The organism is Saccharopolyspora sp. NPDC045941, assembly GCF_056431445.1.
Genome location: NZ_JBWKKU010000029.1, coordinates 102,611 through 113,351 on the forward strand (window position 1 = coordinate 102,611; position 10,741 = coordinate 113,351).

Sequence of the window (10,741 nt, forward strand, 5' to 3'; positions counted from 1 at the left end):
TCTCTCGCGGGCGTGAGCTGTGCGAGGCGGTATGGGAGAAGTACCGGCGGGCGTTGGGCGAGGAGCATCCGGACACTTTGCGGTCGATGTCTCACTTCGCTTCGGCTTTGAGCAAGGTTGGTGAGGTCTCTCGCGGGCGTGAGCTGTGCGAGGCGGCATGGGAGAGGTACCGGCGGGTGCTGGGGGAGGAGCACCCGAACACCTTGGAATCTATGGACACCTATGCGTTCGTGCTTGCGAGATCCGGCAAGAACGAAGAAGCCTCTGGGTTGAGGCGGGAGGTGTGGCAGAAGTATGGCCGTCTCTTTGGTGAGAATCACCCTGAAACAATGCGCGCTGCAGCTAATCTCGGCGTACTGCTGATAAAAACAAATCGGGCGGTGCAGGCTCGTCAGTTATTTGCCGATGTGCATAAGCGGCAACGAGAGATCCTCGGAACGGATCATCCAGATGTGCTGTGGACCTATTCCGGGCTGGCTGTTGCGCTCTACAAGGTAGGAAAGGTCGCTCGGGCGCGCCACGTGGCCGATAGCGTCATGACCGGATACCGGCGCAAGTTCGGCGAGGGTTCGTACCAGCTGCGCCAAGCCGAGGACCTGCTGAAACCAATCCTCCGGGCCAAACCCCGCCCCTCGAAGCGGCGCTGATCCCGCGATCAGCTCGGCGCCAGTGCTCCCGCCACCCACAGCACGGCGAGGATGGACACGACGAGCGTGAAACCTCCTGCGTAGTGGCGGAATCGCGCCCGCCACGGCATCTGGCGGAGCACGATCATCACCGCCACCAGCGCAGTCAGGCCGACCGGGAGGAGCGCCCGCGCCGCGCGGTCGAAGGACGTCACCGGCAGGTACGTCTGGGCTCCGTAGAACGACAGGATCAGCGCCGGTAGCCCCAGCCCCGCGGCCGCCGCGGCTGCGAACAGGTTGAAGTTCTGCTGCGCTTCGGCGTCCTGCGCCACCGAGATCGTCGACATGCTGTCCTGCAACGAATGCAGGCGGGCGGTCTCTTCCTCCAGCAGGCTGCTCATCGAACGGCAGTGCCGGATCGCGTTGTAGTGCATCCGGTCCGGGACCGGGGTTTCCGGGCCCGGCGGCTCGGTGGTCTCGCCGTGCTGGTGCGCCGATTCGTGGCGCCGCCAGAGGTCGTCGCGGATCGCCGCGCGCGCTTCGTCCCGGGCGCGGTTGAACGCGATCGACAGCTCGATGACCTCCGCCAGCAGCCGCCGCATCGGCTCCTGCTTGCGGTTGGCCAGCTGGTCGGCGAGTCGCCGTTCCAGCTCGTAGCGCAGCGCGCGGACCTTCGTGACCTCGTTGTGCGAGGACTCGGCCACCGCCTTGGCGAGGATGGCGGCCACGTCCCGCGCGTCGCCGTGCACCGGGTGCGCAGGCTCGGCCAGCGAGGCGGCCAACGCGCCGTCCAGCTGCGACCGCACGTCCTGCACCTGCGTCCAGCGGTCGCGCTCCGACCACAGCGCCGTCACCAGGATCGTGACCGACGGCGCCGCGTCCGGCCGCACCGCGATGCGCACCCGGCCCGTGATCAGCTTGCGCGATCCGCGTTCGCCGATGAGCCGCAGCAGGGGAGCGGCGCGGTACGCGGCCGTGCCCGCCTGGCGGAAGGCGTCTTCTTCGTTCGGGAAGCCGTGCTCTTCGACGTGCTCGTAGCGGACTTTCGCCGACACGCCCAACTCCGACGCGCTCGCATCGCCCGTGAACAGGCGTAATTCCGCCTCCTGAGCACTCATGATCACATCCTAGGCGGCACCTGCCCGCCGGTGTGGGGGACGGGCGACCCGGACGAGTCGGGAGCGAGCGGACCGCGGTTCGAGGCCGGATGATGGCCCGCGGGAGTCCGGACTGGGAGGCACCACATGTTCGACATCACCAGGCAGGTCACCTCCGTGCAGCGCGTGGTCAGCCAGCACTCGGTCGTCGGTGGCGCGCAGGTCAGCGTGCTGCTGCGCCGCAACTACGCCGCCCCGATCGAGGAACTCTGGCGCGCCCTCACCGAACCGGACCGGCTGCGGCGCTGGTTCCTGCCGATCACCGGCGAACTCCGGGAAGGCGGCCGCTACCAGTTCGAGGGAAACGCCGGCGGCCAGATCCTGCGCTGCGCGGCACCGCGCCTGGTGAAGATCACGTTCGGCGACGGCGTTCTGGAGCTGCGGCTCGCCGAGACCGACGACGGCACCGGGCTCGAGATGATGCATTCGGTCCCGATGGAGCCGATCAGCAGCGGCGCGGGCGCGCTGTTCGTCGGCCCGGGTTGGGACGTCGACCTGCTCGGCCTGGACCGGTACCTCCGGGGTGAGTACGTGCCAGAGTGGGAGAACTCCGCTGCGGTGCAGGAATTCTCCCGGCAGGCCATCAAGGCGTGGGCCGCCGCGACCGCGGATTCCGGCACGGCCGACGGCGACCAGATCGCCGCCGGGGTGGCCGCGGCGAGCGCCCGGTTCACGCCCGACCTGGACCAGACGACCGCCTGATCGCGACCGCCATCAGCGCGGCCGCGGCGCACAGCGCGGCGGCCCCGATCCAGACCGCGTCGTAGGAACCGAGCAGGTCCCGCGCCACGGCGCCGAAGTAGGCGATCAGCCCGGCGCCCACCTGGTGCGCAGCGCTCACCCAGCCGAAGACGATCGCTCCGCCCGCCCCGAAGACCTGGCGGCACAGGGCGATCGTCGGCGGAACGGTGGCGACGTCGAGCAGCCCGAACAGGACGGCGAAGCCGATCATGGCCGGCTGCACCGTCGGCCCGAACAGCGCGGGCAGCGCGAGCAGGGAGAGGCCGCGCAGCGCGTAGTAGGCGGCCAAGAGCAGTTGTGGGCTGAACCGGTCGGTGAGCCAGCCGGAACCGATCGTGCCGGCCACGTTCACCACGCCGATGACCGCGAGCAGCGAGGCCGCCATCGTGGTCGGCATGCCGTGGTCGTGCGCGGCGGGGGCGAAGTGGGTCCACATGATCCCGTTGGTGGACGCCCCGCAGATCGCGAAAGTGCCCGCCAGCAACCAGAACGGGCCGGTCCGCGCCGCGTCGAACAGCAGTCGCACCGCGCGCCGGGCCGCGCCCGGCTCCGGCTCCGGCTTCGCCTCGAAAACCGTTGCGCCGTAGGGGCGCAGGCCGAGATCGGCGGGGTGGTCGCGCAGCACCGACCACGCCAGCGGCGCCGTGGCCAGCGCGATCAGCGCGAGGCCCACGGTCGCCGAGCGCCACGCGAAGTGGTCGATGACCCAGGACATCACCGGCAGGAACGCGAACTGGCCGAAGACGCTGGCCGCGGTCAGCAGGCCGGTCACCAGGCCGCGCCGGGCCACGAACCAGCGGTGCGTCACGGTCGCGGCGAACGCCATCGCCAGCGCGCCGCAACCGACGCCGACGAGCAGCCCCCATCCCACGACCAGCTGCCAGGAATCGGAAACGACCGTGGTCAGCCCGGCGCCGGCGGCGATCAGCAGCAGCGCGGCGACGGCCACCCGGCGGATGCCGAAGCGGTCCATCAACGCCGCGGAGAACGGCGCGGTCAGCCCGTAGAGCGCCATGTTCACCGAGACCGCGACGCCGATGGCGGCTCGCGACCAGCCGAATTCGTGGTGCAGCGGGGTGATGAGCAGGCCGGCGGTGGTGGCGCAGGCGCCCGCGCCGACCACCACCAGCGCGGTCACCGCGGCGACCCACCACGCGCGGTGGATGCCCGTCCGGGTGGCTGTTTCGATCGTCATACCCCGACCCTGCGCCGCCGCGCGCCGCGAAACGAGTGGCCTGATGGCCAACATGTGCAAGAATCGGGCCATGACCGGTCGAGTAGCGGTGCTGGTCCGCGACGGCGTGATGCCGATGGAGCTGGGCCTGGTGCACCAACTGTTCGGGCGGGCCCTCTCGCCCGCCGGAAAACCCCTGTACGAGGTCGTGACCTGCGCACTCGTCCCCGGAATGGTGCGCACCGACGCGGACTTCCCGATCCACGTCGCGCACGGCCCCGAAGCGCTGGCCGAGGCGGACACCGTGATCTTCCCGGCGACGCACGAGCTCGACGAGACCGAGACCGAAGGCCGGCTCAGCGCGGAGCTCGCCGCGGCGTTCGCGCTGATCCGGCCGGGTACCCGCATCGCATCGATCTGCACCGGGGTGTTCGTGCTGGCCGCGGCCGGGCTGCTCGACGGCCGCCGGGCGACGACGCACTGGCGGTCCTGCGACCAGTTCCGGCGGCTCTACCCGGCGGTCCGGTTGGACCCCGACGTCCTCTACACCGACGACGGCGACGTGCTGACCTCGGCGGGCGAGGCGTCCGGGATCGACCTGTGCCTGCACATGATCCGGTGCGACCACGGCGCGGCGGTCGCCAACGAGGTGGCGCGGGCGACCGTGGTGCCGCCGCACCGCGACGGCGGCCAGGCCCAGTACATCCGGCGGCCGATGCCCGAGCCGCAGTCCGCCTCGACCGCGCAGGCCCGGGCGTGGGCGCTGGAACACCTGGACCGGCCGCTGACGCTGCGCGAACTGGCCGCGCGGGAGTCGATGAGCGTGCGGACGTTCACCCGCCGCTTCCGCGACGAGGTCGGCGTGTCGCCGCTGCAGTGGCTCACCCAGCAGCGCATCGAGCGCGCCCGGCAGCTGCTGGAGGAGACCGATCTGTCCGTCGACCGGATCGCGGCGGACGCGGGCTTCGGCACCGCGGCCTCGCTCCGGCAGCACCTGCAGGCGACGCTCGGCGTGTCACCCAGCGCCTACCGCGGCACCTTCCGGGGAACCCTTGCCGCCGCCCTCCCGCCTGGTTGAGGATCTGATGGTCAGACCACTGGTCCACCTTCGCGGGAGGAACATCATGACGAATCGGCTCGCCAACCTCTTCCGGCTCGACGGGCGCAAGGCGGTCGTCGTCGGCGGTGGCAGCGGCCTCGGCCGGTCCAGCGCGGTGGCGCTGGCCGAGTTCGGCGCGCAGGTGATCGTCGCGGACGTGGATCCGGACGGCGCCGAGGGGACCGTGGAGGCGATCAAGAGCCTCGGCCACGAGGCGAGCCGGCGCGAGCTCGACGTGCGCGACGGCGCGCAGATCCAGCAGCTCGCAGAGGCCGAGGCGGACGCCGAGGTGCTCGTCGTGACGCCCAGCATCAACGTCCGCAAGCGCCTGCTCGACACCGTCGACGAGGAGTTCGACCGCGTCGTGGACGTCAACTTGAAGGGCACCTACCGGCTGGTGCGGGACTTCGGCGCGCGGATGGCCGAGCGCGGCCGCGGCAGCATCATCACCTTCGCCAGCTTCCGCGCCGAGGTGGTCGAACCGGGCCAGGGCATCTACGCCGCGACCAAGGCGGGCGTCGTGCAGCTCTCCCGCGCGCTGGCCGCGGAGCTGGGGCCGAAGGGCGTGCGGGTCAACGCGATCGCGCCCGGCCCGTTCGAGACGCCGCTGACCAAGCAGATCAAGTCCGACCAGACCTGGTACGGCGCGTACGCGGAGAAGACCGCGCTGAAGCGGTGGGCCAACGCCGACGAGATCGCCGGAGCCGTGGTGTACCTGGCATCGGACGCCGCGTCGTACGTCACGGGCAGCCTCCAGCTGGTGGAAGGCGGCTGGACGGCGATCGACGGCCGCTTCGAGCCCAACGTCTGATCCGCCGGCGACACGAGCGATGACAGCGCGGGGTCGTGAGCGAATCATCCGGTAAGAACCGGAGTCAGCGCTCACGACCCCTGCGGGGCCCGGCCGCTCAGACCTTCTCGACCTCGGCGGCCAGGCCGCCCGTGATCCGCACCAGCTCGTCGAACGACGTCGGGAACATCGCGTGCTTCGTGCCCGCGCCCGCCCACACCTCCGGGAAGTCGGCCAGCATCCGGTCCACCACGGTCCGGATCGGCCGCGGGTGCCCGACCGGGCCGACGCCGCCGACCGGCTGCCCGGTCACCTCCAGCACGAACTCCGGGGTCGCGCGGCGGATCTTGCGCACCCCGAGAAGCCGCGCGACGTGCTTGGTGTCCACCCGGTGCGCGCCGCTGGCGATGATCAGCAGCGGCTCGTCGTCGGCGGTGAAGATCAGGCTGTTCGCGATCGCGCCGAGCTCGCAGCCCAGCCGCTCCGCGGCCGCCGCCGCGGTCGGCACCTCCGCTTCGAACTCGACGACGGAACCCGTGACGCCGAGATCGCGCAGGCAGGCGGTGAAGGTGTCGGTGGCATTGCTCATGCCGCGAAGAATTCCCCAGTCCGCCCGGCCGGAACAAGTCGTTTTGCCCGGACGGGTGCCAGCGCCGGCACCCGTCCCGGCCTCCGTCAGCTCAGCAGCAACGGGAGCTTGCTGACGCCGGTCATGTTGGGGCTGGGCAGGAACTCCGGGCCCTCGGCCGGATCGGTGCGCAGGTTCGGGAACCGGTCCAGCATGATGTTCAACGCGACCCGGCCCTCCAGGCGGGCCAGCGGCGCGCCCAGGCAGAAGTGGATGCCGCGGCCGAAGCCGATCTGCGGGTTCGGGTCCCGGCGGACGTCGAAGACGTCCGGGTCGGTGAACTGCCGGGGGTCGCGGTTGGCGGCCGCGATCCACAGCAGCATCAGCTGGTCGGCCGGGATCACTGTGCCGCCGAGCTCGACCTCCCGGTTGGTCGCCCGGGACACCGCCGCGAACGGGCTGAAGTAGCGCAACGACTCCTCGATCGCGGAGGGCACCAGCGACCGGTCCGCCCGCACCGCCGCGAGCTGATCGGGGTGCGCGTCCAGGCACAGCACGGTGTTGCCCAGCAGCATCGTCGTGGTGATGTGCCCGGCGATCAGCAGCACCATCCCGAAGTTGGCCACCTCGGCGTCGGTGAGCTGCACGCCGTCGACCTCGGCCGCGACGAGCTTGCCCAGCAGGTCTTCGCGGGGCGTGCGACGCCGCTCCTGCACGTGTCCGCGCAGGTAGTCGGTCAGCTCCTGGACCTGCTCCATGGCCTTCGCCATGTACTCCTCCTGCTCCTTCGAGCGCTCCTTGAGGGAGAACTTGTTGGAGCTGGCGAACATCGCGTCGACCCACTTCTTGAACAGGCCCCGGTCGCTGCTCGGCACGCCCAGCAGCTCCGCGATCACGATGACCGGCAGCGGGTAGGCCAGGTCCCGGACCAGCTCGGTCCGGTCGGACACGGCGTCGAGGAGCTCGTTGGTCAGCGCGGCGATCCGAGGCTCCAGGTCGGCGACGACCTTGGGCGTGAAGGCGTGGCTGACCAGCTTGCGGAGCTTGTGGTGCTCCGGCGGGTCCATCTGGACGAGGTTGCCCTCGTCGTTCCCGGCCAGCTCGGGCACCAGCCGCCGGGTGTCTGACGAGAAGGTGGCGGGGTCGCTGAGGGCTTGCAGGATTTCGGGGTATCCGTAGACGTTCCAGATCCCGGCCGCCGAATCATGTTCGACCGGCTGCTCCGGCCGGACGCCGCGCAGCCAGAACTGCGCTTCGTTGATCCCCCAGGTGTCGGCGAGGGTCGTCATGTGTTGCCCCTTCCTGATGGACGAGCGCCGCCGGTCAGGCGCGCTCGCTGGTTATCCCGGAGGTGTAGATCCACTTCCGGTAGTTCGCGGTGATCTCGTCGAAGAGCGCGCTGATCTCGGCCGCCGCCGCGGTCAGCGAGGAGCGGTCGGGTGCGTCGTCGGGTTCGAAGGCGCGGTGGATGGTCTGCGCCAGCGCCTCCGCCTTGGCCCGGTCGTCCAGTGCCGCCAGGTCCGGGTTGATGTTGTCCAGCAGGAAGAACCCGGTGACCGTGGCGTACAGCGAGAAGACGAGGTGCGGCACGTCGTCGCGGACCAGGCCGTACTTGGTGATCAGCTCGACGTAGCGGTCAGTGAACTCCTGGCCGCGGCTCTGCGCATCGCCCTGCTTGAGGTTGCCGAGCAGTTCCACGTCCCCGGTTGCCAGGGCCCGCATCAGCGGTCTGCGCTGGGTGGCCAGGAACGAGGTCTGCATGAACCGGTGCGGCCGGACCTCTTCGGGATCGCGGCGCACGCGGTCGATGAGCTCGGCCGTCAGGTCTGCGGATTCGCGCAGGAACAGCGACTCGAACAGCCGCTCCTTGGTGCGCCAGTGCAGGTAGACGGTGCCCTTGCCGATGCCGGCCTGCCTGGCGATGTCCTCGATGGTCACCTTCCGGTAGCCCAGCCGAATCATCAGTTCCCCGGCCGCGTCGAGGATGCGGTCGGCACGTTCGGTGGGCTGCGTCATGGGGCGTCTCCTGCCTTCGATCTCGATCTGTTGACCAGATTTGAAATCTGGTCAACCAGTCATGGGGTCACCATAGGCCTCGCGGGGAAGATCGGGCAATGGTTCCCGGGGCTGCTTTGACGCGGTCTTGACGCATCACCCGGAAGCACCAACCCGTGCCTCCGCCGGGCGAACTCCGGCGCGCGCCGGAGCCGGGGTGGCTTTAGGTTCGGCGGGCAGCGCGCCGCCGAAAGGGCTTTTCCAGCCGCCCCGAAGGGAGCACCATGGGATTCGGAGAGTTCAAGGACCACCTGCGAGATCTGGGCGAGGAGCACGGCGACAAGATCGAGCAGGGCTTGGACGAGGTGGCCGAAGCGGCGAAGGAGAAGTTCGGCCACGAGGACCAGATCGACAACGCCGTCGAGAAGGGCAAGGAGTTCCTCGGCGGCAACGATCAGGGCCCCGGCGAACAGCGCTAACGGAACATCGCCGCCCGACCCAAGCTGCAGAGCGGGAAGAGGTGAGGGCCATCCCGCTCGCAGTGGTCGGAGCGGATCATGGAGAGGCCGCCCAACGCACAGGGCGGCCTCTCTTCATGCGTTGGGCGGCCCCTCTTCATGCCCGGCCTCTTCATGCCCGGCCCCGGAAGATCCGCCGGCCCTGGGCGAACGGCCCGAAGTCGATCAACAGTTTCAATTGAAACCGACGGGCAGTTGTCCACACCCGTCGGTATGTCGGGCCACGACACGCCGGATGCTGTGGATGAGTCCCGCAATTTCAATGGAAATCAGAGCTCTGATTTCCATTGAAATTGCGGGCGCACGACGCCGGGAGCGCGACGGCCGGGGCCGTTCGCATGTACCGACCTGACCGAGATCACCGCCCCTTGCTTCGAGGTGTCACGCCGGGGCGCTGCTTCGAGGCGTCACACCGGGATCTCTACCTCGGCGGTTGTCTCCGTGAGGGCCACGACTCGGCTGCCGCGCTCGCCGAGCTCTCGCAGGCGCTCCAGGGCCGTGTCGTTTAGTTGGACCGTCGCTCGTACTCGCTCGTTGATCGCGAGTTCGTCGAGCGTTCGGCGCGCTTCGTGGCCCGCGTCCACTGTGGACTTCAGGCCTCCGGTGGAGGCGAGGGAGCCGCGGGCCGCTCCGAGCCTGCCGAGGGCGTCGTCCACGGCGTCGAGCAGCGCGATCCGGTTGCCTTCCGTCATCGCCCGCACCAGCTCGGGTTCGCTGCCCGCGACCCGGGTGCCGTCGCGGAACGAGCCGGCCGCCAGCGACAGCGCCAGTGGTCCGCCGTCGGCTCCGACCGCCGCGAGCACCGCCGCGAACACGTGCGGCAGGTGCGAGATGCGCGCGACCGCGAAGTCGTGCGAGGCCGCCGACGTCGGCACCACCTGCGCGCCGCAGTCGAGCGCGAGCCGGGCAGCCTCGCGCCACGCTTCGAGCGTGGTGCCTTCCTCGATGGTCACCGCCCAGGGCGCCCCGGCGAACAGCTCGCCGGAACCCGCCGACCAGCCGGAACTCGACACCCCGGCCATCGGGTGCCCGCCGGCGTAGCGGCCGGCGGGCAGCAGGCTGCGGACCTCGGCGTCGACCGGCTCCTTGACGCTCACCACGTCGGTCAGCCAGGCGCCGGGAGCGTGCTCGGCGACCTGCCGCAGCACCGCGCGCACGGCGGTCAGCGGCGTCGCGACGACCACGAGCGCCTCCTCCTCGGCGGCGCGGCGCAGGGCCGGTTCGACGTCGAGGACCTCGAAACCCTCGGCCCGGGCGCCGGCGGCGTCGGCTTCCGAGGTCGTGGTGCCCCAGGCGGGGCGTCCGGCGGTTTTGGCGGCTCGCAGCACCGAGCCGCCGATGAGTCCCAGTCCGATCACGCACACGGCACGCATCGGTCCATCCTGCCCGAACTCTCCGTCGGCCACGTACCCGGTTGAGCGTGAATCGGTGCCCGGAAGGTTACGAGCGCGCAATAGTGCTTTCGGGTGGCGTTAGTACGCTCTACGGTGTCCTCATGACGGTGCAGGAGCCGGTCGCTGGCTTCGCCGTCGCCGTGGTGCGGGAGGACGGGCGGTGGCGGTGCAGCACGATGGACCAAACGGTGCTGACCGGCCTCGACGCCTCGATCACGGCGTTGCGCGAGCTGCGCTCCACCGGCGCGGTGTTCGGTATGTGCAATGTGGACGACGAGTTCTTCGTGCTGATCAGGCCGGTGCCCGGCGGCGTTGATCTGCTGCTGTCGGACGCGGCCGCGGCGCTGGACTACGACATCGCGGCGGACGTCCTCGACCTGCTGCGCATCGATCCGCCCGATGAGGACGACGAAGAGGTCTGGCCGGAGGGCAACCTAGCGATCCTCTCCGATCTCGGGCTGCCCGAGGGCGAGTTGCTGGTGATCATCGAAGAGGTCGACCTCTACCCGGACGAGCAGCTGGAGATGATCGCCCAGCGCTGCGGCTTCGGGGACGACTTCGCGAAGGTGCTGGAGAAGCTGGAGCAGTGAGATCCCTGAGTCAACCCCTATGCCGCTTGGGTCTGTTCGGCGGGTTCGTGCAGGGCGGGGTTGTAACAGGTTTTGTCGCGCCAGCAGGC

The 10,741-nt window shown here is 70.1% G+C and carries 12 protein-coding genes; 6 read left to right on the top strand and 6 right to left on the bottom strand.

What is annotated here, in order from left to right; all coding sequences use genetic code 11:
• Nucleotides 1-647: tetratricopeptide repeat protein (locus AC07FN_RS23630; RefSeq protein WP_478397567.1), on the top strand; the 647-nt coding region annotated here is incomplete at its 5' end.
• A gap of 8 nt (nucleotides 648-655) precedes the next feature.
• Here AC07FN_RS23630 and AC07FN_RS23635 read toward each other — a convergent pair.
• Nucleotides 656-1,744 (bottom strand): hypothetical protein, encoded by a 1,089-nt coding sequence (locus AC07FN_RS23635; protein ID WP_478397568.1) that lies wholly within the window; start codon nucleotides 1,742-1,744, stop codon nucleotides 656-658.
• Between the two features lie 126 nt (nucleotides 1,745-1,870).
• On the opposite strand from AC07FN_RS23635, the gene AC07FN_RS23640 reads away from it, so the two are divergent.
• Entirely contained in the window at nucleotides 1,871-2,485 is a 615-nt protein-coding gene (locus tag AC07FN_RS23640) for an SRPBCC family protein (protein WP_478397569.1), read from the top strand.
• Here AC07FN_RS23640 and AC07FN_RS23645 read toward each other — a convergent pair.
• Nucleotides 2,454-3,719: an MFS transporter gene (locus AC07FN_RS23645; RefSeq protein WP_478397570.1), complete on the bottom strand. Its 1,266-nt coding sequence runs from the start codon at nucleotides 3,717-3,719 to the stop codon at nucleotides 2,454-2,456. The genes AC07FN_RS23640 and AC07FN_RS23645 overlap by 32 nt on opposite strands.
• Before the next feature lie 43 nt (nucleotides 3,720-3,762).
• Between AC07FN_RS23645 and AC07FN_RS23650 the strand changes: the two genes are divergently transcribed.
• Complete coding sequence (locus AC07FN_RS23650; RefSeq protein WP_478397571.1) at nucleotides 3,763-4,776, top strand: GlxA family transcriptional regulator; 1,014 nt, start codon at nucleotides 3,763-3,765, stop codon at nucleotides 4,774-4,776.
• A gap of 46 nt (nucleotides 4,777-4,822) precedes the next feature.
• Nucleotides 4,823-5,608 (top strand): SDR family NAD(P)-dependent oxidoreductase, encoded by a 786-nt coding sequence (locus AC07FN_RS23655; RefSeq protein ID WP_478397572.1) that lies wholly within the window; start codon nucleotides 4,823-4,825, stop codon nucleotides 5,606-5,608.
• Nucleotides 5,609-5,705: 97 nt separating this feature from the next.
• Here AC07FN_RS23655 and AC07FN_RS23660 read toward each other — a convergent pair whose 3' ends face one another.
• The 3 genes from AC07FN_RS23660 to AC07FN_RS23670 form a co-directional block, all read right to left on the bottom strand.
• Nucleotides 5,706-6,176: a YbaK/EbsC family protein gene (locus tag AC07FN_RS23660; protein WP_478397573.1), complete on the bottom strand. Its 471-nt coding sequence runs from the start codon at nucleotides 6,174-6,176 to the stop codon at nucleotides 5,706-5,708.
• 86 nt (nucleotides 6,177-6,262) lie between these two features.
• Nucleotides 6,263-7,444: a cytochrome P450 gene (locus AC07FN_RS23665; protein WP_478397574.1), complete on the bottom strand. Its 1,182-nt coding sequence runs from the start codon at nucleotides 7,442-7,444 to the stop codon at nucleotides 6,263-6,265.
• A gap of 34 nt (nucleotides 7,445-7,478) precedes the next feature.
• On the bottom strand, nucleotides 7,479-8,171 hold the full coding sequence (locus AC07FN_RS23670) for a TetR/AcrR family transcriptional regulator (protein ID WP_478397575.1): 693 nt from the start codon (nucleotides 8,169-8,171) through the stop codon (nucleotides 7,479-7,481).
• 263 nt (nucleotides 8,172-8,434) lie between these two features.
• Between AC07FN_RS23670 and AC07FN_RS23675 the strand changes: the two genes are divergently transcribed.
• Complete coding sequence (locus tag AC07FN_RS23675) at nucleotides 8,435-8,629, top strand: antitoxin (protein WP_478397576.1); 195 nt, start codon at nucleotides 8,435-8,437, stop codon at nucleotides 8,627-8,629.
• Between the two features lie 446 nt (nucleotides 8,630-9,075).
• On the opposite strand, the gene AC07FN_RS23680 is transcribed toward AC07FN_RS23675, so the two are convergent.
• Nucleotides 9,076-10,041 carry a prephenate dehydrogenase gene (locus tag AC07FN_RS23680; RefSeq protein WP_478397577.1) on the bottom strand — a complete coding sequence of 322 codons (966 nt, stop codon included), beginning with the start codon at nucleotides 10,039-10,041 and terminating at the stop codon, nucleotides 9,076-9,078.
• Nucleotides 10,042-10,163: 122 nt separating this feature from the next.
• Here AC07FN_RS23680 and AC07FN_RS23685 point away from each other — a divergent pair, with 122 nt between their 5' ends.
• Nucleotides 10,164-10,652, top strand: a complete 489-nt coding sequence (locus tag AC07FN_RS23685; RefSeq protein WP_452613590.1) for a tRNA adenosine deaminase-associated protein — start codon at nucleotides 10,164-10,166, stop codon at nucleotides 10,650-10,652.
• Nucleotides 10,653-10,741: the final 89 nt, after the last annotated feature.

Excerpts from the sequence above, each read along its gene's own strand:
- AC07FN_RS23635 (WP_478397568.1), bottom strand. The coding sequence starts at position 1,744 with ATGAGTGCTCAGGAGGCGGAATTACGCCTGTTCACGGGCGATGCGAGC.
- AC07FN_RS23670 (WP_478397575.1), bottom strand. The coding sequence starts at position 8,171 with ATGACGCAGCCCACCGAACGTGCCGACCGCATCCTCGACGCGGCCGGG.
- AC07FN_RS23680 (WP_478397577.1), bottom strand. The coding sequence starts at position 10,041 with ATGCGTGCCGTGTGCGTGATCGGACTGGGACTCATCGGCGGCTCGGTG.
- AC07FN_RS23655 (WP_478397572.1), top strand. The coding sequence starts at position 4,823 with ATGACGAATCGGCTCGCCAACCTCTTCCGGCTCGACGGGCGCAAGGCG.
- AC07FN_RS23665 (WP_478397574.1), bottom strand. The coding sequence starts at position 7,444 with ATGACGACCCTCGCCGACACCTGGGGGATCAACGAAGCGCAGTTCTGG.
- AC07FN_RS23685 (WP_452613590.1), top strand. The coding sequence starts at position 10,164 with ATGACGGTGCAGGAGCCGGTCGCTGGCTTCGCCGTCGCCGTGGTGCGG.
- AC07FN_RS23650 (WP_478397571.1), top strand. The coding sequence starts at position 3,763 with ATGGCCAACATGTGCAAGAATCGGGCCATGACCGGTCGAGTAGCGGTG.
- AC07FN_RS23645 (WP_478397570.1), bottom strand. The coding sequence starts at position 3,719 with ATGACGATCGAAACAGCCACCCGGACGGGCATCCACCGCGCGTGGTGG.
- AC07FN_RS23660 (WP_478397573.1), bottom strand. The coding sequence starts at position 6,176 with ATGAGCAATGCCACCGACACCTTCACCGCCTGCCTGCGCGATCTCGGC.
- AC07FN_RS23675 (WP_478397576.1), top strand. The coding sequence starts at position 8,435 with ATGGGATTCGGAGAGTTCAAGGACCACCTGCGAGATCTGGGCGAGGAG.
- AC07FN_RS23640 (WP_478397569.1), top strand. The coding sequence starts at position 1,871 with ATGTTCGACATCACCAGGCAGGTCACCTCCGTGCAGCGCGTGGTCAGC.